A 26,176-nucleotide genomic window follows, 5' to 3' on the forward strand; every position below is an offset into this window, starting at 1 on the left:
TCGTGTGGCCGAGAATGGTCAGCCCTCAGTGAAGCAGGCGCCAGAGCCTGCCGCGCAGCACCGGGACGACTCCGCGCACACCGGTCGCCACGCGCAGGGCCAGTGAGCCCGAGTGGGTGGCGTACGGCCGGACCAGCACCACGCCGTGGCGGGGGCTCGGCACCGCGCGGCGGCGCAGCAGTCCCGGCCCGGCGAGGGCGTGCGCGGTGACCCTGCGGCTCGACCCGTCCCGGAAGCGCACCCGCAGCCGCAGGTCCCAGGCGCCCGTGCCGAGCGTGGCCAGCCGGTCCAGCCGTACGGTCGTCTCGGCGGTCCAGGTGTCCCCGGGGGCCGCCCGGAGGGGCACCGTACGGCGGACGGACGTGCCCGTCCGGTCCCGGTGCCGCCACTCCACCTCCACCGACCAGGGCCCGGCCTGCGCGACCCGGCCGTACAGCTCGTGCAGGCGCAGCCGCAGCCGTACGCCCCGCGCGCGGGGGCGCAGTTCCGCGTCCACGGCGAGCGGGAGGAGGGGCGCGGGGCGGGTCAGCAGGGGTTCCAGGGTGATTCCGGGCAGGCCCGCCGACCAGCGGGGTGTGCCGTCCTCCGCGCGGGCGTACGGCGGGCACAGCCGGGCCGGCCGGGCCGCCAGCTCCCGCAGCCGGGGCAGGTCGCACGGCTCGGGGGAGGCCAGCACCACCCGCCCGATCAGCCGGCCGGGGGCGACCGGGTCGCGGGCCCAGTCGGCGGCGTCGTACTCCGCGAGGAACGCACGGGTGTGCGCCCACCACTCCCGCCGGTACTCCTCGTCGCGCAGCGGCAGCTCACGCGCGTACATGCGCAGGTCGTGGTCGAGGAACTTGGCCCGCGCCCTGCGCGCCAGCCGTTTCTGCCCGGCGCCCAGCAGGATCTCGTGGGCGGTGCGGCACGCGTGGGTGCGGGCCCGCCAGTTGTCGACGCCCGCGCGGTCCAGCGAGATCGACAGCCGCCGCGCCGACCGGCGGACGTGCCACACGTACACCGGGTCGGGGACCAGCGCGACGCGCGGGCCGGCGGCCCACACCCGCGCGGTGAACACCACGTCCTCGTAGGGGAACCGGCCCTCGGGGAAGCGGATGCCGTGTGCGCGCAGGAAGGCCGTGGCGTAGAGCTTGTTGACGCACAGGGTGTCGTGGATCAGACGCGGGCGCCGCGTGGGGTGGGCGAGCACGGCGGGTGAGGCGTACAGCCCCGGCTCCCACGGCACCTCGCGCCCCGAGGGCAGCTCCCGGCGTACGCACAGGCCGCCCGTGACCTCGGCGTCCGCGTCGGCCGCCGCGGTGAGCAGCGCGTCCACCGCGCCCGGCGGCAGGACGTCGTCGCTGTCCAGGAACATCACGTACGGCGAGGTCACCGCGTCGAGCCCGGTGTTGCGCGGGGTGCCGCAGCCGCCGCTGTTGACGGGGCACCGGATCACCCGCAGCCGGGGTTCGCCGGCCGCGAGCCGGTCCAGCAGGCCGGCGCTGCCGTCCGTCGAGCAGTCGTCGACGGCGACGACCTCGCGCACGGCGGGGCCCTGCCCGAGCGCCGAGCGCACGGCGGGGCCCTGCCCGAGCGCCGAGCGCACGGCGTCGGTCACGTGGGCGGCGTCGTTGTGGCCGATGACGATGACGGCGACCTGAGGGCGGTGGGGGCGCATGGCGTCCTCGGGATGCTATGGGCGGTTTGTCTTTCCTGTGCCCATTAGTACCCCGGTGCGCCCTGGCGATCCTGCGTGGACGGGGCGGCGCGGGAATCCCGGTCGCTACGCGCCTTCCGCCGCCGCCGTGTCGAGCGCCGCGGTGAGCCGGTGCAGACGGGTGCTCAGATCGCGGATCTCGTCGACCTCGAAGCCGGTCGAGGCCATGATCCGGCGCGGCACCTCCAGGGCCCGCACGCGCAGCGCGGTGCCCTCCTCCGTGGGGCGCACCTCCACCGACCGCTCGTCGTGCGCACTGCGTTCCCGGCGCACCAGACCGGCCGCCTCCAGCCGCTTGAGCAGCGGGGACAGCGTGCCGGAGTCCAGCCGCAGATGCTCGCCGAGCTTCTTCACGGGCAGGGCGCCCCGCTCCCACAGCACCAGCATCACCAGGTACTGCGGATAGGTGAGCCCCAGGTCCTTGAGGATCACCCGGTACACGCCGTTGAAGGCCCGGGACGCCGCGTGCAGCGAGAAGCAGATCTGCTGGTCCAGGCGGAGCAGGTCGTCCGCCGAGCCCGGTGGCGGGGGTGGCGCCTGGGTCGCGGGCGGGGGAGTCGGAGTCGCTGTCATGGGTCCAGGGTAGCTCCGGCGAACCATTTAGTTGTGCGCAATTTAATTGTGTGCTCTACTTGAGGTCGTTCGGCGGCCCGGCCCCACCGGCCCGGCCGCGTCACGACTCGAGAGGGAAGGTCCTTCCATGGACGCGCTCTACACCGCTGTCGCCACCGCCACCCACGGCCGTGAGGGCCGCGCCGTCACCTCCGACGGCAAGCTGGACCTCGGCCTGAGCGCCCCGGTGGAGCTGGGCGGCAACGGCCAGGGCACCAACCCCGAGCAGCTGTTCGCCGCCGGTTACGCGGCGTGCTTCGGCAGCGCCCTCGGCGTGGTCGGCCGGGCGGCGAAGGTCGACGTCAGCGAGGCCGCGGTGACCGCCGAGGTCGTCCTCGGCAAGCAGGGCGAGGGCTTCGCGCTCGCGGTGACGCTCCGCGTCGAGCTGCCCGACAGCGTGGACGAGGCGACCGGCCGCAAGCTGGTCGAGCAGGCCCACCAGGTCTGCCCCTACTCCAACGCCACCCGCGGCAACATCCCGGTCGACCTCGTCATCGAGTAACACCCGGGACCCGCGCCAGCACCTCCCCCGTCCGCCGGCTCCACGCCACCACCACCGCCTCCTCGGGCACCCGCTGCCGGGGCGTCAGCAGCAGCCAGCGCGCGTGGTACCGGCGGACGACCGCGGCGCGCTCGGCGCGGCTCGAGGCGGGGTCGAGATACGCGCGCACGTCGGCCGCCCGCCGCAGCCGCTCCCGTTCGTCCAGCGCCGCGTCGGGCCAGGCCGGCGCGGCGAGGTTCGGCCCGTACCCGGCGATCGCGTGGACGGCGTAGTAGCCGTCGGTGATCACCACCTCGCCCGGCCCGATGTGCCGGGCGGCCCACGTGTACTCCGGCCAGCTCGGCGGCTGCTCGAAACCGGCCGGCACCACCGCCCCGGCCTGCACGGTCAGGAACCCGGCGCACGCCCCCGCCGCCGTGGCGCCGCCCAGCAGCCGCCGCCACACCGGCCACGGCCGGGGCGCCGCCAGCTCCACCGCGAGCGCGAACTGGAGCGGCACCAGGGTGAGCCCGAGGATCCGGCCGTAGGTGTAGTGGCCGCTGACCCAGCCGTACGCCACCACCAGGCAGTCCAGTGCGAACATCAGCACCAGCGGATCACGCCACGAGGTGCGCCGCGCCCGCAGCCACAGCACCGGCAGCCCCAGCAGCGCCAGCCCGAACTGCCCGCCGAGGTCCAGGTACAACCGCCGGTGCATCGCGTCCACGCTGGAGTCCCCGGCCAGCGCGAACACGTCGAAGTAGGGCCAGCAGGCGGCCGTCAGTACGGCCACCGCCCCCGTCAGCGCCCACCGCCCCACGACGGCCGGCCCCCAGCGCCGCTGCCACCCGGCGACCAGCGCCACCGCCCCCAGCGCCGCCGCCACCGCCGTGATCGGATGCACGAGCAGGATCAGCCCGTACAGCGCGCCCAGCGCCGCGTACCCGGACACCGGGCGCAGCCCGCCCGGACCCACGTACCGCACGGCCCCCGCGTCCCGGGCCCGCGCCCCCGTCAGCGCCCACGCCCAGAAGGCGAGCCCGATCGCGAACGCCGACGGGTAGGCCAGATTGCCCGTCATCGACATCAGGTTGAGATAGCCGCTCCACCAGGCCCGCTCCAGCCCCCACAGCAGCGTCATCGCGCCGAGCGCCAGCACCGGCGCCCAGGGGCGTGGGGTGAGCACGCGCACGAAGCGGCCGATCCCGGTCAGCAGCACCAGCAGGTTCAGCGGACCGGTGAGCTTGACGACCTCCCAGCCGCCCAGCCCCGTCAGCCGGGCGAACACGCCCTGCGCCAGCGCGAACGGCGAGTAGTAGGGGCTGCCCGCCCCCGGCAGGTCCGCCATCGGATGCCGGGGATCCAGCAGATCCGCCTTGAGGCGCTCGACGACCGCCGCGTGCTGCCCGGCGTCGCAGCACAGCGGCACCCTCCAGTACGCCAGCGCCATCACGAGCCAGAACAGGAAGCCGGTCAGCTGGTACGGGGTGGGGCGCCAGGACCCGCCGCCGCGCAGCGCCGTGGCACCGTGCACGGCGGTCCGCCGGACGAGGACTCCGGCGCTCATCGGGTGGTGAGGAAGAAAAGCGTTCCAGACATCTGCCGTATGTTCCCCGCGAGGTCAATGACATGACCTCGCGTCACCTCATCGAGTGATCTTGACGGTCGGCGCACGGTCGGCGGACGGCCTGCACGGAAGCCCCCTGCGCCGGCACCGCCACCCGTCGCACCACCGGCTCCAGCAGCAGCGGCACCCCCAGCACCGGCAGCAGCCAGGCCAGCGTGATCAGCCGGTCGCCCCAGATGTTGATGTCCGGATGCCCGGCCTGGTTGAGGAACCCCGTACCGGCGGCGGCGACCAAGAAGGCGCCGAACGCCGGCCGCCGCCGCGCCCCCACGACACCGGCCGCCAGGAACGCCAGGAACACCGGCTCCCACGCCTGCCGCCGCAGCCACTCCATCCAGAAGTTCCCCTGGAGCTGGAAGAACTCCGCCCAGGGCCGCTCCCGGTCGGGCCGGGCGAAGTGATCGGTGAGCAGGTCCTGCACGCTCTCCGACACCGACGGAAAGTCCAGCAGCCGGGACAGCAGCACCGTGCCCAGCACCCCCGCACACCCCGCCCCGGCGAGCACCACCACCCCGCGCCCCGGCGGCAGTCCCCGCGACCGGCGCCGTACGGCGATCAGCGCGCCCGCGCCCGCCAGGCACAGCCCGAGGAACAGCGCCTGCGAGTGCTTGACGGTGAACAACGCGAGCAGCGCCGCGCCGACCAGCGCCACGCCCGCCCGCGTCCTGCGCCCCTCCAGCACCAGCGCACAGCCCCACAGCGCGGCCAGGGTGAGCGCCAGCAGCAGCCCCTCCGTCATCGGGCGCATCGCCGTCGTCCCGCACGGCAGGACCATGAACAGCGCCTGCCCGGTGAGCGCGAGCGGCACGGACACCGACAGGGCGCGCAGCACCAGGAAGGCGAGCACCCCGCCCGCGCAGGTGACCGCCACGCCCGCCGCCCACACGCCCCAGGTCACCCCGAACAGCGACACGAACGGCGCCAGGACCACCGGATAGCCGGGCCGCACCTCGAAGATCCGCATGAAGCGCTCCGGCATGAACGGCACGGTGTGCCCGCCGGTCTGCCCGGCCGCCAGCCGCGCCTCCACCTGCCGCCACTCCCGCTCCCGGCACTCCCGCAGCACCCGCGGGGCCGGGTCCGGCGCGTGGAAGCGGACCACGTTCACGTTCTGCTCGCGGTGCGCGATCGACGCCCGGCCCGCGCAGAAGTAGTCGATGGTGGCGGCCGCCGCCTCCCGTTTGTCCGCACCGGTCAGGCTCAGCGCGTACGACAGGTAGTTCTTGCTGTCCGGGGTGTCCCGGCCGGTGACGTTGGCGAGTTGCAGCAGCGCGAAGACGGCGGCCAGCAGCAGGACCAGGTTGCGCGGGCTCACGACGGGGTCAGCAGATTCCGGCCGGTGGCCTGGGACGGCACCCGGGCCGGGCCGGCGGGCCGTTCGGGCATCGGCTCGCCCAGCATCAGCGTGCGCACCACCCGTTCGGCCGCCCGGCCGTCGTCGAACTCGCAGAACCGCTCCCGGAACGCCGCCCGCAGCCGGGCGGACTCCTCGTCCCGCCAGGTCCCGGAGTCGAACAGCCAGGCGAGCTCCCGGTAGGAACGCGCGACATGGCCCGGCGCCTCGGCCGTGATGTCCAGATAGGCGCCCCGGCTCGCCCGGTACGCGGCCCAGTCGTCGGCGTGGATCACGATCGGCCGGTCCAGGTTGGCGTAGTCGAACATCAGGGCCGAGTAGTCGGTGACCAGCACGTCGGCGGCGAGCAGCACGTCCTGTGCCTCCGGTTCGTCCGTGGCGTCGACGAGCACGCCCCGCCGGTGCAGCTCCGCCAGGCCCAGCCCGCGCGCCGGTCCGCCGGCCAGCGAGGGGTGCAGACGGACGACGAGGGTGCGGCCCTCGCCCAGGTCGGCGGCGAACCGGGCGAGGTCGATCCGCTCCACCAGCCCGCCCCTGCGGTAGTCGCGGCGCGTCGGCGCGTACAGCACCACCGTGTCGCCGTCCGGGATCCCGAGCCGTGCGCGGACCGCGCGGCCGCGCTCCGCCGGCGCCCCGACGAGCACGTCGTTGCGGGGGCTGCCGGTGCGCAGGGAGGTGAAGTGGCAGGGGTAGGCGCGCTCCCAGACCAGCTCGGAGTGGCGGTTGGCGACCAGGCTGTAGTCCCAGCGGTCGGCCCGGCGCAGCATCCGCGGCACGTCGGTGCCGAGCCGGGCTCCGGGCCGGTCCAGCAGATCGGCGCCCATGTACTTCAGCGGCGTGCCCTGGTGGGTGTGGATGTGCACGCTCCCCGGCCGTTTGACCAGCGCCCCGGGCCAGTTGACGTTGTTGACGAAGTACGTGGCCCGTTCGGTCACCCTGCGGTAGCCGGGCGAGTCCAGCAGCACGTACTCGGTGTCCGGCGGCAGCCCGGCGGCCCGCTCCTCGTCGGCCAGCACCCATACGCCCCTGATGTGCGGGGCGAGTTCGCGTGCCGCGCGGTGGACGGCCGCCGGGTCGCCGAGCACTCCCCGGTGCGAGAACGCCGAGTACACCGCGAGGCCGTCGTCCAGGGGCCGGTGGAGGGCGACCGCGGACCTGGCCCGGACGGCCCGCGCCGCCGTCGCCGTACGCGCCTGCCGGGCCCGCCGCCCCAGCTCCCGGCCCGCCCGCCCGGCCTGCCGCCGCAGTACGTAGCCGGCGTAACTCCCTTCCAGCACCCGCAGCTCGGCCGGGACCCGGGCGCCCTCCGGCCGGTGCGCCCGGAACATCTCGGCCGTACGGCGGAAGAACTCGCCCCGGTCGGACGGGGGCAGGCGGTCCGGCTTGGAGAGGATGTCGAGACAGTGCTCGCCCATCTTGGCGTGCAGGAAGGGCCGCCAGTGCGCCAGCGCCGGACGGGCGTCGACGAACCGGAACACCCGCGCGTACTGCTCGTGGACGTCGAAGTGCTTGCGGCTGGTGGTGGACAGGATGCTGCCCCGGCGGCGCTGCCGGTAGTACACGCAGATCCGGTCCAGGACGGCGATGCGCTCCGCGGTCAGCAGCACCGGGAAGGTCCAGGGCGTGTCCTCGTAGTAGCCGGGCGGGAAGGCGAAGCCCTCCCGTTCGACGAAGTCACGCCGGTAGACCTTGTTCCACACCACCATCAGCAGGTCGAGGATCTCCGGCCGTTCCGCGGCCGTGAAGGTGCCCCCGGGGGACTCGGCCAGCAGCCGGGCCAGGGCGTTGCGGCGGGTGCCGCCCCACCAGTACGTGCGGGCGTAGTCGAAGACCAGGACGTCCGGGTCGCCGGTCTCGTCGAGACGGTCGGCCAGGGCACGCAGCGCGCCCGGGGTGAGGGTGTCGTCGCTGTCGAGGAAGAACAGGTAGTCGCCCGTCGCGTGCGGCATCCCGGCGTTGCGGGCCCGGCCGAGGCCCACGTTCTCCGGCAGCCGCACCACCCGGACGCGCTCGTCGCGGGCCGCGTACCCGTCGAGGATCGCTCCGCAGCCGTCGGGGGAGCGGTCGTCGACGGTGATCACCTCGATGTCGCGGTACGACTGCCCGAGCACCGAGTCGAGACAGGCGTGCAGGTACCCCTGCACCTTGTGGACGGGGACGATGATGCTGAAGCGGGGCACTGCTTCGTCAGCTCCTCACCAGGGTGGCGGCGGCCGCGGGGGCGGGGACGCGCTCCGCGAGCGGGATCACGGGCGGCAGGGCCTCGGGCGGCTCGCCGAGCAGCACCCGGCGCACGACCCGTTCGGCGGCCCGCCCGTCGTCGAACGCGCAGAACCGCTCGCGGAAACGGGCCCGCAGCGCGGCGGACTCCGCGTCCGCGTACGACCTGTCGCGGAACACCCGGGCCAGTTCCTCCGGGGTACGGGCCACCGGTCCGGGCGGCCCGTCCATCAGGTCGAAGCAGACGCCCCGGGTCTCCCGGTAGACGTCCCAGTCGTCGGCGTACACGACGATCGGGCGGTCGAGGTTGGCGTAGTCGAACATGATCGACGAGTAGTCGGTGATCAGCGCGTCGGCGGCCAGGCATACGTCCTCGGAGGAGCGGTGCGCGGTGACGTCGATGACCCGGCCGCCGGCCCGCGCGGTGCCCCGGTCGTAGAAGTAGTGGGCGCGCAGCAGGACGACGACGTCCTCCCCGGCCGCCTCGCAGAACGCCTCCAGGTCGAGGCCGGGCTCGAAGCCGGTGTGGTGGTCGCGGTGCGTGGGCGCGTACAGCACGGCCCGCGCGCCCTCCGGGACGCCCAGCTGAGCGCGGACGCGGGCCACGTCCTCCGGGCCGGCCGTGCAGTACACGTCGTTGCGCGGATAGCCGTACTCCAGATGCTCGTAGGAGCCGGGGAAGGCGCGCTCCCACACGCGGGTGGAGTGCGGGTTGGAGGAGAGGTTGTAGTCCCAGCGGTCCACCCGGCCGAGCAGCTTGGTGAAGCTGCCGGTCGCGGCGGCCACCACCGGGTACGTCGACTGGTCGACGCCCATCGTCTTCAGCGGGGTGCCGTGCTGTGTCTGGAGGTGGACGCTGCCGGGGCGTTTGACCACCCCCTCCGCGAAGTTGGCGTTGTTCACCAGGTACTTGGCGCGGGCCAGGACCTCCCAGTAGCGGCGGCTGCCGATGACCGCGTACTCGACACCGTCCGGCACGGTGTGCTCCTGGCCGGCCTCCACCAGGAACACCGACCGGATGTGCGGGGCGAGTTCGCTCGCCTTCGCGTGGATCGCGGCCGGGTTGCAGGCGTAACCGCGGCCCCAGTACGCGCAGTACACGGCGAGGTGCGGGTCCAGCGGACGGCGCAGGTGCGTCCGGTACAGCAGCCGGGTGCGCAGGCCCCGGGGGCGCGGCACCGCCACCACCGCCCGCGTCACCGCGCGGTGGGCGCCCCGCAGGGCGCGGAACGCCGCGTAGGAACCGGACGCCAGCAGGCGGTGCTGGACCCCGAGGCTGCCGCGCGGGGGCCGGTAGCCGGCCGGGCGGTGACGGCGGTACAGGAGGCTCGCCCGGCGGAAGAAGGCCCGGCGGCCCGACGTGAGCCGCCTCGGATGGGCGGCGGTCTTCAGTACGGCGGTGAAGAGCTGCTCGAACAGCGGCCCCGACCGGTCGGCGGACAGCCCCAGTTCGGCGGCCCGGACGAGCACCAGCTCGGCCTGGTCCAGCAGTTCGGCGTGGTGCTCACCGGGCAGGTTCAGCCGGCTGCCCTGCCGGCGCACCAGATGCCGTACGACGACCGTCCGCAGCACCGCGACCCGCTCGGCGCTCAGCATCGCGAGTCCGCCCCAGCCGACGTCCGTGAAGTGACCGCCGGGGAAGGCGAGACCCCGCTCGGTGACGAACGCGCGCCGCCAGGCCGCGCTCCACGCCGGGAGGCCCACGCCCGTGAGGTGCGGGGCACGGTCGGGGGCGAAGGCGCCGTCCGGGGCCCTCGCCAGCAGCGGTGCGGCCGGGTTGCCGGGCTCGCCCTCCCACCAGGGGGCGCGCTCGTGCTCGAAGTGCAGCACGTCCACGGGCCCGGTCTCCGCCAGCCGGGCGTCCAGGGCCGCCAGCGCGCCCGGTACGAGCACGTCGTCGCCGTCGAGGAACAGCAGATACGCCCCTGTGGCCGCCCGCGTCCCCGCGTTGCGCGCCCCCGCCAGTCCGGCCGACGGCGGCGCGTGCACCGGGGCCACCCGGGAGTCGCGGTCGGCGTGCCGGGCGGCGACGTCGGCCGCCGGTGACCCCGGCGCGTCGCAGACCGGGATCAGCTCGAAGTCACCGAAGGACTGGGCGAGGACCGAGTCCAGCGCCTGGCCCAGCCGGCCTGCGACCCCATGGGACGGGACGATGATGCTGAAGCGGGGCATGCTGCTCTCTCTGTCGACGGTGTCGTGGGCGTCCTCAGCGGGTGGGGCGCCGACCGGGCCGCCCCGCCGGCCGCCAGGTGGGCGGCCGGCTCGGGGTGGGCCGCGACGAGCCGGGGGACATGGGACTCCCTGTGGGGAAAACGGCGGTCAGCCGTGATCGGTGACGGTCAGCAGGGCGGTGGGCTGCTGCGGGGGCACCGTCGTGAGCGACGACGGGCCGGACGCGGCGGCCGCCGACGGAACCGGACGGCGCTCGTCCGGCGGGACGACCGGGGGCAGGGCGGTCTCCCCGAGCCAGACCCGGCGCACGACCCGCTCGGCGGCGCGGCCGTCGTCGTACGGGCAGAAGCGGGCCCGGAACTCCGCCCGCAGCCGGGTGGAACGGGCGCCGCACCAGTGACCCGTGGCGAAGATGTCGATCAGCTCGTCCTCGTCCGCCGCGACCGCCCCCGGCGGGAACGCCCGCGGGTCGAAGTAGGCGCCGCGGGCCGCCTCGTACGCCTCCCAGTCGTCGATGTGCAGCACGACCGGCCGGTCCAGGCCCGCGTAGTCGAACATCAGGGAGGAGTAGTCCGTGACCAGCGCGTCCGAGGCCAGGCACAGCGAGATGACGTCCGGGTGGCCGCTGACGTCCAGGACCCGGTCGGAGGCGGCCTCGACCGGCCCGCGGTGCGGATCGCGGGCGCGGGACAGGACGACGAACCGGGGGCCGAGACGGCGCACCACGCGCTCCAGGTCGAGCGGCCGCGGCTGGGTGCGCCGGTAGTCGCGGTGGGCCGGCGCGTACAGGATCGCCACCGAGCCCTCCGGGACGCCCAGCGACGCCCGCAGCCGGGCCACGTCCGCCTCGGTCGCCGTGTGGAACCGGTCGGTGCGCGGCCGGCCGTACTCCAGGGTGGTGTAGCGGCCGGGGCACACCCGCTCCCAGGTGAGGGTGGAGTGGCGGTCGGCGGAGACGAGGTGGTCCCACTGGTCGACGCCCGCCAGGAACCGCGCGAAGTCGGTGTCCCGGGCCGCCGCGGGGCGCTCCAGCAGGTCCAGGCCCTCGTGCCCGAGAGGGGTGCCGCGCCGCGTCTGGACCAGCACCTGCCCCTCGCGCTTGACGAGACCGGCGACGACGTCCGTGTCGGTCACCAGGTACGCGGACCGGGCGAGCGCGCTCCAGTGGGCGGCCGTGCCGGGGACGAGACGGCGGGTGCCCGGCGGGACGGTGTGGTGGTGCTCGGGGCGGGCCACCCACGCGGTACGGACGTGCGGGGCCAGGTCGCGCAGCGCCGACTCCAGGGCGCCCGGGTCGCCGCCGTGGCCGCGATGCCCGTGGACGGTGAAGAGGGCCAGGTCGGCGCGGAGCGGAAGCAGCCGCTGGACGCGGTAGTGCAGGCGCAGCGCCATGCGGCCCAGGGCGCGCCGCAGCCTCCCCGCGAACCGGGCCGACCGGCGGCGCAGGGCCGCCGCCAGCCGGAGCGCCTGGTAGGTGCGGTGCAGCCCGAACCGGGTCAGCGTGTGATGGACGCGGGCCCGCGCCGACACGGACGCGCCCGGCGTCCGATGGCGCCGGTACTGGGCACGGGCCCGGCGCAGGAAGGCGGCGCGCGAACCCCGCGGCAGCCGGTCCCGCCGCCCGTACACCGTCACCAGATGGTCGACCATCCGGCGGAACAGCACCGGCCGCCAGCACTCCAGCTCGGGCCGTCCGTCGAGGAACGCGAAGACCCGGTCGTACTGGTCGAAGACGTCGAAGTGCCGTTCGCTGGTGGTGCGCAGGATTCCGCCGGTCCGGCGCTGCCGGTAGTGCACGCACACCCGGTCCAGGGTGGCGATCGACTCCGCCGTCATCAGGACCGGGTACGTCCAAGGGGTGTCCTCGTAGAACCCGGGCGGGAAGGCGAACCCCGCGCGCTCCACGAACTCCCGCCGGTACGCCTTGTTCCAGGCCACCATCAGCACGTTCAGCAGCCCCGGCCGGTCCGCGAGGCGGAACGGCGCCGGACCGTGCTCGGTGAGCTCCGCGGCGACCCGGTTGCGCACGGCCCGGCCGGACCAGTAGGTGCGCGCGTAGTCGTAGACCAGGACGTCCGGCTCGCCGGTCTCCTTCAGCCGGTCGGCGAGGGCGAGCAGCGCGTCGGGGGTGAGGGTGTCGTCGCCGTCCAGGAACACCAGGTAGTCGCCCGTCGCCCGCTCCATCCCCGCGTTGCGGGCCGGCCCGAGGCCGGTGTTCTCCGGCAGGTGCACGGCCCGTACGCGCGGGTCGCGGGCCGCGAACTCGTCGATCACCGCACCGCAGGCGTCCGGCGAGCAGTCGTCGACGGCGATCAGTTCGAGGTCGGGATACGACTGCGACAGCACCGACTCCAGGCACTCGTGCAGATACGCCTGAACCTGGTACGCGGGGACAATGACACTGAACCTGGGCAAGGGGCATCCAACGGTCGGTGCGGGCGTTCGGCCCGGCAACGGCCGCTGGGCCGACTTGGTTACGCCCCCTGCGGCATCCGGGGGACGCCCGTCACACGAAGGGGCGGACCCGCACGGGTCCGCCCCTCGCGGCTACTTCACCGCCCCCGCCATCACACCGGAGACGAACTGCCGCTGGAACGCGAAGAACACGACCAGCGGGACCACCATCGAGATGAACGCGCCGGGCGCCAGCACGTCGATGTTGTTGCCGAACTGCCGTACCTGCGTCTGGAGGGCGACCGTGATCGGCTGGCTCCCCGAATCGGTGAAGATCAGCGCGACCAGCATGTCGTTCCACACCCACAGGAACTGGAAGATGCCGAGCGCGGCGATCGCCGGACCGGCCAGCGGCATCACGACCCGGACGAACAGCCGCAGTTCGCCCGCGCCGTCCAGCCGGGCCGCCTCCAGCAGCTCCCGCGGGATCTCCGCGAAGAAGTTCCGCAGCAGGAACACCGCGAACGGCAGGCCGAAACCGACGTGGAAGAGGACGACACCGGTCACGGAGCCGAAGATGCCCAGGTTGCCGAAGAGTTCGGCGATCGGGATCAGCGCCACCTGCACCGGCACCACCAGCAGCCCCACCACGGCCAGGAACCACCAGTCGCGGCCCGGGAACTCCATCCAGGCGAAGGCGTATCCCGCGAGCGAGCCGATCACCACGACCAGCACCGTCGCCGGGACGGTGATGTACACCGTGTTCAGCAGCGAGCCGGTGATGTCGTCGTTCTCCAGCAGCGTCTCGTACGCGCCGAAGGTGAGCTGCGAGGGCTCGGTGAACACCTTCCACCAGCCGTCGGCCGCCATGTCCTCCGGGGCGCGCAGGCTGGCCAGCAGCAGCCCGAGGGTCGGGACCAGCCAGAACAGGCCGACGACGATCAGGAACACCCGGACCAGGCCGCCGCTCACCCACTGGCTGAGCCGGGACCCCAGCGACTGCTCGGTCCCGGCGGCTTTGACGGGCGGGGCCCCCGCCCCGGTGGTGACGCTCTCGGTGTCCGCGCTCATCGCCGCACCTCCCGCCTCAGCCGCCGTACGTTGAACCACATCACCGGGATCACCAGCAGCAGCAGGAAGACCGCGATCGCGCTGGCGACGCCCGGCTGGTCCGCGGAGAAGCCCTGGCGGTACAGCTCCAGCGCGAGCACGTTCGCGTCGTCCTGGGAGGAGCCCGGGGCGATGATGAAGACCAGGTCGAACACCTTCAGCACATTGATCATCAGGGTGACGGTGACGACCGCGAGGACCGGCGCCAGCAGCGGCACCGTGACCCGCCGGAACACCTGCCACTCGTTCGCGCCGTCCACCCGCGCGGCCTCCAGCAGCTCCCGCGGCATGCTCGCCAGCCCGGCCGCGATCAGCACCATCGCGAAGCCCGCCCACATCCAGATGTACGAGCCGATGATCGCGGGCGTGACCAGCGACGGGCCGAGCCAGTCCAGCCCGTTGTACGGCGCCGCGAAGTTGCTCGCCGGGAGGCGCAGTTGTGCCCCGTCGGCCTTGGACGACAGGGAGAACGTGCCGTCGTCGCCCGCCGTGGCCGTCTCCACCACCACGCCGTCCTTGACGGCCTCGATCCGCATCCCCGGATAGCCCAGCTCGGAGGCGTCGACGGAATTCAGCGTGCCCACGCCCTTGCCCCGGGTGAAGTCCTGCCAGGTGGTGCCGGTGATCCGGTCCCCCTCCGGCTTCGGCGCCGCCGCCGGCTGCGCCTCGTCCGGCATCAGGTCCGGGGCGACACCGACCAGCGGCAGCGTCACCGTGTCACCGGCGCTCACCGTCCCCTTGGTGATGAACGCGCCGCCGCCGGCCGGCTCCAGCGGCGACTCGCGGCCCGGGTGCGCCTTCGGGAACGCCGACGACTGGGCGAAGGTGTCGTGCACCCCCACCCACACAGCGTTCGCCACGCCCTTGTCCGGGTCCTGGTCGTACACCAGCCGGAAGATGATCCCGGCCGCCAGCATCGAGATCGCCATCGGCATGAAGACGACCAGCTTGAACGCCGTGCCCCAGCGCACCCGTTCGGTCAGCACCGCGAAGACCAGACCGAGCGCCGTCGCCACCGTCGGCGCGAACACCACCCAGATGATGTTGTTCTTCAGCGCGGTGCGGATGCCGTCGTCGGTGAACAGGGCCTGGTAGTTGTCGAATCCGGCGAAGCCGTCACCGGACTGGTCGTAGAAGCTGCGGACGACGGAGTACCCGATCGGGTAGACCACGAGCGCACCGAGCAGGACGAGCGCGGGCAGCAGGAACAGCGCCGCCACGGTGCCGCGGGTGCCGGTGACGCTCTTGCGCGACTTGGGAGCGGCAGGGGCCGCCTTCGGTGCCCCTGCCGCCGTGTCCGACGCCATCGCCGGTTCAGTTCCCGTACGCCGCGGCCGCGTCGGCCTCCAGCCTCGCCTGCGTGCCGGCGATGTCCTTCGGGTTCTTCAGGAAGTCCTGGAGCGCCTTCCACTCGCCCTTGCCGGGCGTGCCGCCGAACGCCTGCGGGGCCTGGTCGGACATGTCGAAGCGGAAGTCGTCGCCGGACGCGATCAGCGCCTCGGCGATCTTCTTCTGCACGTCGTTCGGGTACGTCGACGGATCGATGCTCTTGTTCGGCGAGAGGAAGCCGCCCAGCTTCGCGTGGATCGCCGCCGCGTCGGGGGAGGCCAGGAAGGTGGCCAGCGCCTGCGCCGCCTTCGAGTCCTCCAGGATCACGGCCGCGTCACCGCCGGAGACCACCGGCGCGGTGTCGCCGACGGCCGGGAACGGGAACACCTTCGCGTCCGTGCCGATCTCCGCCTTGGTCTCGCCGATGTTGACCTGCACGAAGTCGCCCTCGTAGACCATGCCGGCCTTGGGCTGGTCACCACCGGTGAAGGTCTGCGTCACGGACGTCGGGAAATCGGTCCCCAGCGCGCCGGACGCCACATAGTCCTTCTTGCCCCAGATCTCGGCGAGCGTGGTCAGCGCCTCCTTGACGGAGGGGTCCGTCCACTTGATCTCGTGCTGGGCGAGCTGGTCGTACTTCTCCGGGCCCGCCTGGGAGAGGTAGACGTTCTCGAACCAGTCCGTCAGCGTCCAGCCCTCGGCGCCGCCGACCGAGAACGGGGTGACACCGGAGTCGTACACCGTCTGCGCGGCCGTGAGCAGTTCGTCCCACGTCTTCGGCTCGGCCGCGCCGGCGTTCTCGAAGACCTGCGCGTTGTACCAGATCAGCGACTTGTTGGCGGCCTTGTAGTAGACGCCGTACTGCTTGCCGTCGACCTTGCCGATGTCCTGCCAGCCCTGCGAGTAGTTCTCGCCGAGCTCCTTGGTCGCCTCGGCGCCCAGCGGCTTGGCCCAGCCCTTCTCCACGGCCTGCTTGATGGCGCCCGGCTGCGGCAGCAACGCCACGTCCGGCGGGGCGCCGCCCGCGATCTTGGAACCGAGGAAGTTGATGATCGGGTCCTGGGCGGGGACGAAGGTCACCTTGGCACCGGTGCGCTTCTCGAACTCCGCGAGGACCTTCTTGAAGTTGGCCTGTTCGGCGCCGGTCCACACGGCGGCGACCTCCAGGCTTTCGCCGTCCAGCTTCGGCAGGGTGACGGTGGCGCTGCCGGTCCCGCCGCCCTTGTCCTCCTCGCCCCCGCCGTCGTCGTCGCCACCGCACGCGGTGAGCGAGACCGCGAGCACGCCCGCGGCGAGCGCGGCGGCTCCACGTATCCGGTTGATCCTGCTCGTTCTGCGCATCACTGCCCCGTTCTTCGTACTCGTCGAACGTCGAGCGCTGTCCCGTGCGCTCTGGTCTACGCCCGGGGGGTGGGGGTGGCAAGAGCGCGTCCCGTGTCAAGTCCGCGATCGTGACCGCGTCGTGACTCCTCGGGGCGGGAAGGTGTGGGACAACTCCCGGCAGTGGTACGCGTGTTACAGAAGTGACGGCACCTCGGCCGCCGCAACCTGGCGGGCGGCCCGCTCCAACGCGCTGGCGAGGAGGGCCAGGTCGGTCGGGCCGTTGCCGAGTTCGCGGACCTGGCGGCGGGCCGGGGGGTCGCCCATGCGGTGCCACTCCAGGGGGACGACCGTGGGCCGCAGCGTCGCCGTCCGCGGGATACGGCCCGTCACCCGGCCGCCCTGGAAGGCCGTCTCCCGTCCGTCGGCGTGAGCCAGCCGGCCGCGGCCCGGCGCCGGGTCGTCCGGTCCGCCGCCCGGAACGGGCGCGTCGAGCGTGACCCGCAGCGACGCCCGGCGCACCGGCTCGGTCTGTGCCGTCCGGGCGCACGGCCCGGTGGCCACCACCAGATGCACGCCCAGCCGTTCGCCGTCCCGGGCCACCGCGTCCAGCGCCCGCGTCACCGAGCCGGCGGAGGGCCGCCCGGGGGCGCCGAGCGCCGGGGAGACCAGCGCGTCCAGGTCGTCCACGACCACCACCAGCCGGGGCAGCGGCGGCGCGGCCTCCGTCTTGCGCCGGTCCGCCCCCGGCCGCAGCCGCAGCGTGGAACTGGGCGGCGCGTCGAGGTCCCCGTTCTGCTCCCCGCCGGCCGCCGCCCCCGCGCGGGACGCGGCCGTGCGCTGGGCGACCATACGGTCCGACAGCTCCCGCCCGGTGTGCCACTCCGCGAAGTCCGACCGGCCCAGCAGCTCCGCGCGCCGCTTCAGCTCGGCGGTCAGGGACTGCGCGAACTCCCGCATCAGCACCGGGTCGTTGGCGGTGAGATGCGTGGTGACATGCGGTACGTCCGTGCACACGCGCAGGCCCTCACCGGGCGCTGCGCCCGTCGCGGGGCCGCCCCGGCCGTCGACCAGCACGATGCCCAGCCGGTCGGGACGCTCGGCGGCGGCCAGCGAGGCGACGACCGCCCGCAGCAGTTCCGTACGGCCGCTGCCGGACGGGCCCTCGACGACCAGGTGCGGTCCGTCGGCGGCGAGGTCGGCGGTGACCGGGCCGCGCGGTCCGGCGCCCAGTATGGCGGTGACGCGTCCGCCGAGCGCCCGGGTGTCGTCGGCGGCGTCGGCCCAGCGGGCCATCAGCGAGGCCGGGGTGGCGCGGGCCAGGCCCAGTTCGTCCAGCAGCCGCGCCGACTGGGGGAGCGGCGCGGACACCCGCGGGTGCCGTTCGCCGCCGGTGCCGTCCGTGCGCAGGGGCGCGAGTGCCCGCGCGAACCGCTCGGCCCAGGCCGGCGAGACCGCGTCGACGGTGGCGAGGGTGCCGTGGCCGACCGGGCCGGGCGGTGTCCCGGAGCCGGGGCCGGCCACCCGCAGCACGCGCAGCGCGGTCGCCACGTCCCCGCTGAGCAGGGCGACGGACCCGCACTGCCGGAACGTCGGCGCCACCGCGCAGGCCGCCTCGTACGTCTCCGTCACCGGGGACGCGGGGGAGGCGGCGGCCGTCTCGGCGAGGCACACCACGTGGATGCCGGCGCGCGGGCCCTCCAGGGCCAGCCGCGCCACGGCCTCGCGCACATCCGCGCCGCCAAGGTCGCCGTCCACGACGACCACGGTGTACGGGCCTTCGCCGGAGCCGGCCGGGGTCGGGCCCGCCGGGGCCGCGTGGTCGTGGTCCGCCAGCCGGCGCAGCAGCTCGTCGGCGCGGGCCGTGGCCTGTTCGCGGTCGTGGGCGAGGAGCAGCCGGCAGTCCTGGCCGTGCCCCGGACGCACATGCGGCAGCCAGCCCAGCCAGGACCACTCGGCGGTGCGCTCCGCGAGGGGGCGGGAGTGGTCCGCGGCGATCAGGACGATCTCCAGGGAGTCGGGGGAGTGCAGCGCGGCGAGCTGGGCGAGCACCGCGCGGGCCAGCCCGGCGAGACGGTCGCGCGGCCCGGCCAGCCCCAGCGCGCCGACCTCGCGCAGACCCGAGGTCACCGGTACGGCGGGCAGCAGACCGGAGCCGTCCGGTGCCGGCCGGTCGGCCGTGCCGAGCCGCACCGCGAGCGCCTCCGGGTGACCCGGCCCGCGCTCCCACAACCGGGGTCCGGGGCCCAGCGCGGTCAGCAGCAGCGTGGCGGGGTCCGGCCAGGTGTCGGGCAGCACGGGGGCGAGGGGTGACGGCTCGTCCGCGAACCCGCGCGACTCCTCGCCGTGGCCGCCGTCCCGCACGGCCTCCCGCTCCTGCCGCCCGCCGGCCAGCCGCCGCGCCCAGGCCCCGATCCCGCCGCGCTTCCGCCCGCTCGGCGGCTGGGGGAGGTCGGTGCCCCGCAGGGGGGTGCCCTTGCGGGTGCCGGGGACCTCGCCGCCTTGGTGTGCGCCGCGGGCGTCACCGGTCACCCGGGCGGTGCGCCCGCCGGGAGCGGCGGCGGGCGCCTCGTCCCGGGAGTCGCCGTGAGCCGCGTCGGAGGCCCGGTGCCCGGGATCGACGGAACCGGGGCGCACGCCGAACCCCGCGTCGAGTGACCCGCCCCCCGCGTGCGTCTCGTCACCGACGGGCCCGTATTGCGACACCCGCCGCCCCTTGGGCACACGCGGCACGTCCCCCTGGGCCGCGATCCGCACGGTCCGCCCGCCCGAACCACTCCCTTGCCGCTCGCCCCCCGGCGCCCCGCCCTGCCCGGCATGCGGCCGCCCGCCTCCGGACCGTCCGTCCGGCGCCTGCCCCTCCGGCGCGCCGCCCTGGCCCGGCACCGTCCGCGCCCGCCTGGCGTCTGTGGCACCCGGGGTGCGGTCGCCAGAGGCCGTCGAACTCTGTCCCGGCACCATCCGCGCCCGCCCGGCGTCCGTGGCGCCCGGGGTGCGGTCGCCGAGGGCCGTCGAGCCCTGCCCGGCATGAGGCCGCCCGCCGGCGGACCATCCGGCCGGAGCCTCCCCCTCCGACATCCGCCCGTCGCCCGTCGGTCGGCTCGCAGAACCATAGGCGTGGTGCGTGGGCCCGGACGGTGCCTCCGTCGGCGCGACCCGCGGAAGCGGGACCTCCCTGGCGGGGACGGCCGCCCCCGTGTCCTCACCCCGCACCCGCACATGCCCCTCGCCGTCCGGCGTGGTCGCCGCGCGGGCGCGTGGTCCCGCCGCCGGGGTCAGGCGCAGGGCCGACTCGCCGATGCGGAGCAGCGCGCCCGGCGCGAGACGGACCGGGCGGGGGCCCACGCGCCGGCCGTCCAGGGTCGTGCCGTTGGTGGAGCCGAGGTCGGCGACCGAGACCCGGCCGTCGGAGGCGACCGTCACCGCGCAGTGCAGCCGGGAGACGTCCGGGTCGTCGAGCGGCACATCGGCGTCGGCCGACCGGCCTATGCGGATCTCCCCGCCGTGCAGCAGATGCACCCCGCCCGCGTCGGGACCGGCGACGACATGCAGCCGGGTCGGGGTCTCGTCCAGCTCGGGGTGCGGCTCGGGCTCGCCCGGGGCGCCCACGGCCAGCACCGCGCCGTCGATCAGGGGCGGCTCGCCCAGCGTGCAGCGCTGGGCGTCGAGCCGCTGGTCACCGGCGTACAGCACCGGTGTGCCCGAGGAGCCCGACGGGCCGTCGCCGCCGGAGACCGCCGAGGCCAGTGCGGAGGCGACCGCGGCCAGGGCCGTGCCCGCGGGTGCCGTGACCAGCACGTCGCAGCTCGCGGCCCGCTCCCGCGCGGGGGAGGAGGGGCCCAGCGGGTCCACGACGGTCAGCCGGATCTGCATCGCCGTCAGCTGTCCCTTCTGCGCGGGCGCCCGCGACGCGGGGGGACCACAGCCACACCGCGGTCCCCCAACCGCGGGCCACCCCCACCGCCACACGCGCACGTACGGCCAGTACCGCAGGCATCCTCGCACCTGCCACCGACAACGCGCCCGCCCCCGGGCATCAAATGATCTTGATTGGTCGGCTCTGCCCGCAAAAGTGCCTGACCAGTGACGGGCGAATGATCGCTCCGGGGCCACTTGAGATCGGTCACGTCCGGCGCGCGGCAACCAACGGACCGAGTAGAGCGTCTTTCCTTCGGACTCTTCGAACACGGAAGGGAACCGGTACGTAAGACCCACAGTGGGATCACGTCGAAGACGACCAGCCGGTATCCCGCGCGGCGGCACTACAGTGGGTCGGAACATTCCGTAGCACGGTGGACCACGGTGTACGCCAAGCAAGCAGCAGGGAGCGCATGACGTGCGGCCGGTAGGCAGCAAGTACCTGCTCGAGGAGCCGCTGGGACGCGGCGCCACGGGCACCGTCTGGCGAGCCCGCCAGCGGGAGACCGCGGGCGCCGAGGCGGCCGTGCCCGGACAGCCCGGCGAGACCGTCGCGATCAAGGTCCTCAAGGAGGAGCTCGCGAACGACGCCGACGTCGTGATGCGCTTCCTCCGCGAGCGCTCCGTCCTGCTACGGCTCACCCACCCCAACATCGTCCGGGTCCGCGACCTGGTGGTCGAGGGCGATCTGCTGGCGCTGGTCATGGACCTCGTCGAGGGTCCCGACCTGCACCGCCATCTCCGCGAGAACGGCCCGTTCACTCCGGTGGCCGCCGCCCTCCTGACCGCGCAGATCGCCGACGCGCTCGGCGCCAGCCACGCCGACGGCGTGGTGCACCGCGACCTGAAGCCCGCCAACGTGCTGCTGAAGCAGCAGGGCGGCGAGATGCACCCGATGCTGACCGACTTCGGCATCGCCCGCCTCGCCGACTCCCCAGGCCTGACCCGCACCCACGAGTTCGTCGGCACGCCCGCGTACATCGCGCCCGAGTCCGCCGAGGGCCGCCCGCAGACCTCCGCCGTCGACATCTACGGCGCCGGCATCCTGCTGTACGAGCTGGTCACCGGCCGCCCGCCGTTCTCCGGCGGCTCCGCCCTGGAGGTGCTGCACCAGCACCTGAGCGCCGAACCGCGCCGCCCCTCCACCGTCCCCGACCCGCTGTGGACGGTCATCGAGCGCTGCCTGCGCAAGAACCCCGACCAGCGGCCCAGCGCCGAGAGCCTCGCGCGGGGCCTGCGCGTCGTCGCCGACGGCATCGGCGTGCACGCGAACTCCGCGCAGATCGCCGCCGCCGAGAACGTCGGCGCGCTCCTGGCGCCCGACCCCGCGCCCGCGACCGTACCCGGCACGCCCGGGGACGCCGACCCCACGCAGGTGCTGCCGCACGGCGCCGGGGGTTACGACCCCAACGGCGCGACCAGCGTCCTGCCGCAGACCGGCGGGCCGGCCGGCGCCGCCGACCCCACGGCGGTCATGCCCCCGATGCCGCCCGGGCAGCCGGGCCAGTCCGGCGGGCCGGGCCCCGAGGACCCGCACCCGTGGCAGAACCAGCTCCGCGCGGCCCGCGACCGCAACGAGCAGACCCAGGTCCAGTACCTCGACCCGAACCAGGACCCGCTGCGCCGCCGCCCCCAGCGGCAGGTCGCACGGCCCCAGCCGCAGCCGCCGCAGCGCCGCCCGCAGCCCCAGCAGCCCGCGCCCGGGTACGGCCACCCGCAGCAGCACCAGCCCCAGCAGTACGCCCCGCCGCCGCCCCAGCCGCAGCGGCCCCAGCAGCCGCAGCCCCAGCGGTACGCGCCGGAGCCGCAGCGTCCGGCTCGTGAGCCCCGTGAGCCCCGGCAGCGGCAGCGCGGCGCCAACCCGATGCGGATCCCCGGACTGGGCTGCCTCAAGGGCTGCCTGTTCACGATCGTCATCCTGTTCGTCGCGGGCTGGCTGGTCTGGGAGCTGAGCCCGCTCCAGGACTGGATCGGAACCGGCAAGGGCTACTGGGACCAGCTCACCGACTGGTTCGGCTCGGTGACGGGCTGGATCGAGGACCTGGGTGGCCCGTCGGAGCCCTAGTGACCCTCCGGGACCAAACAGGGCTTGTTTGCTGATTTGTCGACATCTGAAGGCTGATTTCCGGATCCGCGGTGAAGGCCGGCGCCCAGGACGCGTAGTTTTAGCGACAACACGCGTCGGTAGGAGCAGTCTTGGCACGGAGAATCGGCAGCCGGTACACCGCCCATCAGATCCTCGGGCGGGGCAGCGCCGGCACGGTGTGGCTGGGCGAGGGCCCCGACGGGCCCGTCGCCATCAAGCTGCTGCGTGAGGATCTCTCCTCGGACCAGGAGCTCGTCGGCCGCTTCGTGCAGGAGCGGACGGCGCTGCTCGGTCTCGAGCATCCGCACGTCGTCTCCGTGCGCGACCTGGTGGTCGACGGCAACGATCTCGCGCTGGTCATGGACCTCGTCCGCGGCACGGACCTGCGCACCCGCCTCGACCGGGAGCGCAGGCTGGCACCCGAGGCCGCCGTGGCGATCGTCGCCGACGTCGCGGACGGTCTGGCGGCGGCGCACGCGGCCGGTGTCGTGCACCGGGACGTGAAACCGGAGAACGTGCTGCTGGACATGCAGGGCCCGCTCGGCCCCGGCGGCTCGCACCGCGCCCTGCTCACCGACTTCGGTGTGGCGAAGCTCATCGACACCCCGCGCCGCACCCGCGCCACGAAGATCATCGGGACGCCGGACTATCTGGCGCCGGAGATCGTCGAGGGTCTGCCGCCGCGCGCGTCGGTCGACATCTACGCGCTGGCCACGGTCCTGTACGAGCTGCTCGCGGGCTTCACCCCGTTCGGTGGCGGCCACCCGGGCGCGGTCCTGCGCCGCCACGTCACCGAGACGGTCGTCCCCCTCCCCGGCATCCCCGACGAGCTGTGGCAGCTGCTGGTGCAGTGCCTGGCGAAGGCCCCGGCGTCCCGGCTGCGCGCCTCCGAGCTGGGCGCGCGGCTGCGGGAGCTGCTGCCGATGCTGGCGGGGATGCCGCCGCTGGACGTCGACGAGCCGGACACCGAGCAGGCGGAGGAGGCGGGGGAGGAGACCCTGTCCTCCGGGCCGGTCCCGGTCGCCGGGGAGCCGGTGCGGCGCCGCGGCGCGGTACCGCTGGTGCCGGGCGCGAAACCGGCCGACTCCAACCGCGACACGCATACGTCGATGAGGGTGCCGGCGCCCGACGAGCTGGCCGGCGGCGCCCGAGGCACGGCCCGCGCACCCCGAGCGTCCGGCGCACCCCGCCCGGGCTCGGCCCGCAACCGCGCGGTTACCCGCCGCCGTCGGCTGACGTTGGCCGTGGCGGCACTGGTCCTGACAGCGACCGGCGTAGCCACCTGGCTGGCCACAACGGAAGACGAGTCACCCCCACCCCGGGACACCCAAAACTCAGCCCCGGCCACCCCCTAGGGGCGCGGGGAACTGCGCAAAGGGGGTCCGGGGGCGAAGCCCCGGGGACGGGACGGGAAGGGGCGGCGGGGGCGAACCAACCCTGTCCTGACGGGGCAGGGACGACCGCTTCCCGGCGCTCGCAGGGTGCCGCTGCGCCCACCCGTGCCGCCCCAGCGGCACGACTGCCCGCAGCTACCGGGTGCGTGGGCCGCCGCGCCGAGCCATGGGGCAGGGACGACCGCTTGCCGGCGCTTACAGGGTGCCGCTGCGCCCACCCGTGCCGCCCCAGCGGCACGACTGCCCGCAGCTACGCGGGCGCGCCCGCAGTCACCGGGACACGCCCGCCCGGCGAGGGCCACCGCGTGGAGCCGTTACGCTGGAGGGCGTGGCAGTCGTCGATGTATCCGAAGAGCTGAAGTCCCTCTCCTCGACCATGGAGTCGATCGAGGCCGTCCTGGACCTCGACAAGCTGAGGGCAGACATCGCCGTGCTCGAGGAGCAGGCGGCCGCGCCGTCCCTGTGGGACAACCCGGACGAGGCGCAGAAGATCACCAGCAAGCTCTCCCACCTCCAGGCCGAGGTGCGGAAGGCCGAAGGACTGCGGGGCCGGATCGACGACCTCGCCGTGCTCTTCGAGATGGCCGAGGAGGAGGACGACCCGGACACCCGCGCCGAGGCCGAGTCCGAGCTCGAGTCCGTCAAGAAGGCGCTGGACGAGATGGAGGTCCGGACGCTCCTCAGCGGCGAGTACGACTCCCGTGAGGCGCTCGTCAACATCCGCGCGGAGGCCGGCGGCGTCGACGCCGCCGACTTCGCCGAGAAGCTTCAGCGGATGTACCTGCGCTGGGCGGAGCAGAAGGGCTACAAGACCGAGCTCATCGAGACGTCGTACGCGGAAGAGGCCGGCATCAAGTCGACCACCTTCTCCGTCCAGGCGCCCTACGCCTACGGCACTCTCTCCGTCGAACAGGGCACCCACCGTCTCGTGCGGATCTCGCCCTTCGACAACCAGGGCCGCCGCCAGACGTCCTTCGCCGGCGTCGAGGTGCTCCCCGTCGTCGAGCAGTCCGACCACGTCGAGATCGACGAGTCCGAGCTGCGCATCGACGTCTACCGCTCCTCCGGTCCGGGCGGCCAGGGCGTGAACACCACGGACTCCGCGGTGCGCATCACCCACCTCCCCACCGGCATCGTGGTCTCCTGCCAGAACGAGCGCTCGCAGATCCAGAACAAGGCCACCGCGATGAACGTCCTCCAGGCCAAGCTGCTGGAGCGGCGCCGTCAGGAGGAGCAGGCCAAGATGGACGCCCTCAAGGGCGACGGCGGCAACTCCTGGGGCAACCAGATGCGTTCGTACGTGCTGCACCCCTACCAGATGGTCAAGGACCTGCGTACGGAGCACGAGGTCGGCAACCCCGAGGCCGTGTTCAACGGCGAGATCGACGCCTTCCTCGAGGCCGGAATTCGCTGGCGCAAGCAGCAGGAGAAGTAACTCCCCGCGCGAAGAGCGCTTTGTCGACAAGGCAACTGCCGTCCAATGGGCGGCAGTTGCCTTTTGCGTGCCGGGGATGTCCGGGATTTACATCACACTCACAGCTTCAATGTTCCGCAAAGCAGGCTTAGTTGGACATCGCGTACGCAACGGCCTTGACGTTCTTTTGAAAAATCGGAAGGGTGAAGCGTGGCATGCGTATCTCTGGGGCGCATGTGAACCGGGGGGCGATTTCACCGCAGCAGCCTCCGTTGATCACGGCCCCGAGCGCCGCCTCATTGACGATGAGCTACTGGGGGTAGCAACCACATGACCAAGAAGACGCGGATCCGTGTCGCACGGATCGCGGCAGGCGCCGTGATCGCGGCCGGCGCCTCGCTGACGGCGGCCGGTGCCGCTTCCGCCCTCGACCTCACCGGCGAGGCCGAGGTGAGCAACGAGGGTCTCAACCTCGGTATCAGCGCGGACCTCGACGACCCGGAGCCGCCGGAGGAGAACCCGCCCACCACCATCCCCGGCACGGAGGAGCCCCCCACCGAGGAGCCCCCGACGGAGGAGCCCCCGACGGAGGAGCCTCCCACGGAGGTGCCGCCCACTGAGGAGCCCCCGACGGAGGAGCCTCCGACCGAGGAGCCCCCCACGGAGGACCCCACCGAGGACCCCTCTGAGAACCCGGGCAACGGCAACGGCAACGGCGGTGGCAACGGTGGCGGCAACGCCGCCGACCCCGACGGCGGTGCGTCGCCGCAGGACCAGGGCTCCTCCGCCCTCACCGACACCGGCGAGGAAGCCCCCGCCACCTCGGCGCAGGGCAACGGCAAGGAGCTCGCCGAGACCGGTGCCGCCGAGACCACCTTCCTGCTGATCGGCGCCGCCACGATGATCGCCGGCGGTATCGGCTTCCGGGTGCTGCCGCGCCTGATGACCGGCCGCGGAGGCGCCGCCGCCTGACGGTGGCCGCGCGTGTACGCACCGTACGGGTGACGTGACCGAGAAGGGCCCGGAGCGCGACCAAGCGCTCCGGGCCC

At 74.0% G+C, this 26,176-nt stretch carries 16 protein-coding genes; 5 read left to right on the plus strand and 11 right to left on the minus strand.

All coding sequences use genetic code 11. From position 1 onward, the window contains the following. Window positions 1–25: 25 nt before the first annotated feature. Window positions 26–1,657, minus strand: coding sequence for a glycosyltransferase family 2 protein (locus ACZ470_RS00150; RefSeq protein WP_468422914.1), 1,632 nt, complete (start codon window positions 1,655–1,657; stop codon window positions 26–28). A 105-nt stretch (window positions 1,658–1,762) separates the two neighbouring features. Next, window positions 1,763–2,269, minus strand: a complete 507-nt coding sequence (locus ACZ470_RS00155; RefSeq protein WP_468422915.1) for a MarR family winged helix-turn-helix transcriptional regulator — start codon at window positions 2,267–2,269, stop codon at window positions 1,763–1,765. A gap of 127 nt (window positions 2,270–2,396) precedes the next feature. Here ACZ470_RS00155 and ACZ470_RS00160 point away from each other — a divergent pair, with 127 nt between their 5' ends. After that, on the plus strand, window positions 2,397–2,810 hold the full coding sequence (locus ACZ470_RS00160; protein WP_193510828.1) for an organic hydroperoxide resistance protein: 414 nt from the start codon (window positions 2,397–2,399) through the stop codon (window positions 2,808–2,810). Here ACZ470_RS00160 and ACZ470_RS00165 read toward each other — a convergent pair. From ACZ470_RS00165 to ACZ470_RS00205, 9 genes are all read right to left on the minus strand, one after another. Next, window positions 2,800–4,356, minus strand: coding sequence for a hypothetical protein (locus tag ACZ470_RS00165; RefSeq protein WP_468422917.1), 1,557 nt, complete (start codon window positions 4,354–4,356; stop codon window positions 2,800–2,802). The genes ACZ470_RS00160 and ACZ470_RS00165 overlap by 11 nt on opposite strands. A gap of 73 nt (window positions 4,357–4,429) precedes the next feature. Next, window positions 4,430–5,731 (minus strand): hypothetical protein, encoded by a 1,302-nt coding sequence (locus tag ACZ470_RS00170; RefSeq protein WP_468422918.1) that lies wholly within the window; start codon window positions 5,729–5,731, stop codon window positions 4,430–4,432. Then, window positions 5,728–7,950, minus strand: a complete 2,223-nt coding sequence (locus tag ACZ470_RS00175) for a bifunctional glycosyltransferase/CDP-glycerol:glycerophosphate glycerophosphotransferase (RefSeq protein ID WP_468422920.1) — start codon at window positions 7,948–7,950, stop codon at window positions 5,728–5,730. The genes ACZ470_RS00170 and ACZ470_RS00175 overlap by 4 nt, the downstream gene beginning before the upstream one ends. A 7-nt stretch (window positions 7,951–7,957) precedes the next feature. Further along, complete coding sequence (locus tag ACZ470_RS00180; protein ID WP_468422921.1) at window positions 7,958–10,162, minus strand: bifunctional glycosyltransferase/CDP-glycerol:glycerophosphate glycerophosphotransferase; 2,205 nt, start codon at window positions 10,160–10,162, stop codon at window positions 7,958–7,960. A gap of 147 nt (window positions 10,163–10,309) precedes the next feature. Further along, complete coding sequence (locus ACZ470_RS00185) at window positions 10,310–12,577, minus strand: bifunctional glycosyltransferase/CDP-glycerol:glycerophosphate glycerophosphotransferase (RefSeq protein WP_468422922.1); 2,268 nt, start codon at window positions 12,575–12,577, stop codon at window positions 10,310–10,312. A gap of 132 nt (window positions 12,578–12,709) precedes the next feature. Beyond that, entirely contained in the window at window positions 12,710–13,627 is a 918-nt protein-coding gene (locus ACZ470_RS00190) for a carbohydrate ABC transporter permease (protein ID WP_468422924.1), read from the minus strand. Continuing rightward, a complete protein-coding gene (locus ACZ470_RS00195) occupies window positions 13,624–14,973 on the minus strand; it encodes a carbohydrate ABC transporter permease (protein ID WP_468422926.1) in 1,350 nt (449 codons plus the stop codon). Before ACZ470_RS00195 ends, ACZ470_RS00190 begins: the two co-directional genes overlap by 4 nt. A gap of 7 nt (window positions 14,974–14,980) precedes the next feature. After that, window positions 14,981–16,336, minus strand: a complete 1,356-nt coding sequence (locus ACZ470_RS00200) for an ABC transporter substrate-binding protein (protein ID WP_468422928.1) — start codon at window positions 16,334–16,336, stop codon at window positions 14,981–14,983. Between the two features lie 174 nt (window positions 16,337–16,510). Next, a complete protein-coding gene (locus ACZ470_RS00205; RefSeq protein ID WP_468422930.1) occupies window positions 16,511–20,188 on the minus strand; it encodes an FHA domain-containing protein in 3,678 nt (1,225 codons plus the stop codon). A 463-nt stretch (window positions 20,189–20,651) separates the two neighbouring features. Between ACZ470_RS00205 and ACZ470_RS00210 the strand changes: the two genes are divergently transcribed. The 4 genes from ACZ470_RS00210 to ACZ470_RS00225 all read left to right on the plus strand — a co-directional run bounded on the left by ACZ470_RS00210 (window position 20,652) and on the right by ACZ470_RS00225 (window position 26,099). After that, complete coding sequence (locus tag ACZ470_RS00210; protein WP_468422932.1) at window positions 20,652–22,298, plus strand: serine/threonine-protein kinase; 1,647 nt, start codon at window positions 20,652–20,654, stop codon at window positions 22,296–22,298. A gap of 131 nt (window positions 22,299–22,429) precedes the next feature. Further along, window positions 22,430–23,674: a serine/threonine-protein kinase gene (locus tag ACZ470_RS00215; RefSeq protein ID WP_468422934.1), complete on the plus strand. Its 1,245-nt coding sequence runs from the start codon at window positions 22,430–22,432 to the stop codon at window positions 23,672–23,674. Window positions 23,675–24,041: 367 nt separating this feature from the next. Then, entirely contained in the window at window positions 24,042–25,148 is a 1,107-nt protein-coding gene (prfB, locus tag ACZ470_RS00220) for a peptide chain release factor 2 (RefSeq protein ID WP_468422936.1), read from the plus strand. 309 nt (window positions 25,149–25,457) lie between these two features. Then, the gene (locus ACZ470_RS00225; protein WP_468422938.1) at window positions 25,458–26,099 is read left to right on the plus strand and encodes a hypothetical protein; all 642 of its coding nucleotides are present in this window, start codon (window positions 25,458–25,460) and stop codon (window positions 26,097–26,099) included. Window positions 26,100–26,176: the final 77 nt, after the last annotated feature.

The organism is Streptomyces sp. NPDC031111 (assembly GCF_055570675.1).

What these genes read in the sequence shown, in the direction of transcription:
- ACZ470_RS00150 (WP_468422914.1), bottom strand. Translation starts at nt 1,657, where the DNA reads ATGCGCCCCCACCGCCCTCAGGTCGCCGTCATCGTCATCGGCCACAAC.
- ACZ470_RS00155 (WP_468422915.1), bottom strand. Translation starts at nt 2,269, where the DNA reads ATGACAGCGACTCCGACTCCCCCGCCCGCGACCCAGGCGCCACCCCCG.
- ACZ470_RS00160 (WP_193510828.1), top strand. Translation starts at nt 2,397, where the DNA reads ATGGACGCGCTCTACACCGCTGTCGCCACCGCCACCCACGGCCGTGAG.
- ACZ470_RS00165 (WP_468422917.1), bottom strand. Translation starts at nt 4,356, where the DNA reads ATGAGCGCCGGAGTCCTCGTCCGGCGGACCGCCGTGCACGGTGCCACG.
- ACZ470_RS00180 (WP_468422921.1), bottom strand. Translation starts at nt 10,162, where the DNA reads ATGCCCCGCTTCAGCATCATCGTCCCGTCCCATGGGGTCGCAGGCCGG.
- ACZ470_RS00190 (WP_468422924.1), bottom strand. Translation starts at nt 13,627, where the DNA reads ATGAGCGCGGACACCGAGAGCGTCACCACCGGGGCGGGGGCCCCGCCC.
- ACZ470_RS00195 (WP_468422926.1), bottom strand. Translation starts at nt 14,973, where the DNA reads ATGGCGTCGGACACGGCGGCAGGGGCACCGAAGGCGGCCCCTGCCGCT.
- ACZ470_RS00200 (WP_468422928.1), bottom strand. Translation starts at nt 16,336, where the DNA reads ATGCGCAGAACGAGCAGGATCAACCGGATACGTGGAGCCGCCGCGCTC.
- ACZ470_RS00205 (WP_468422930.1), bottom strand. Translation starts at nt 20,188, where the DNA reads ATGCAGATCCGGCTGACCGTCGTGGACCCGCTGGGCCCCTCCTCCCCC.
- ACZ470_RS00225 (WP_468422938.1), top strand. Translation starts at nt 25,458, where the DNA reads ATGACCAAGAAGACGCGGATCCGTGTCGCACGGATCGCGGCAGGCGCC.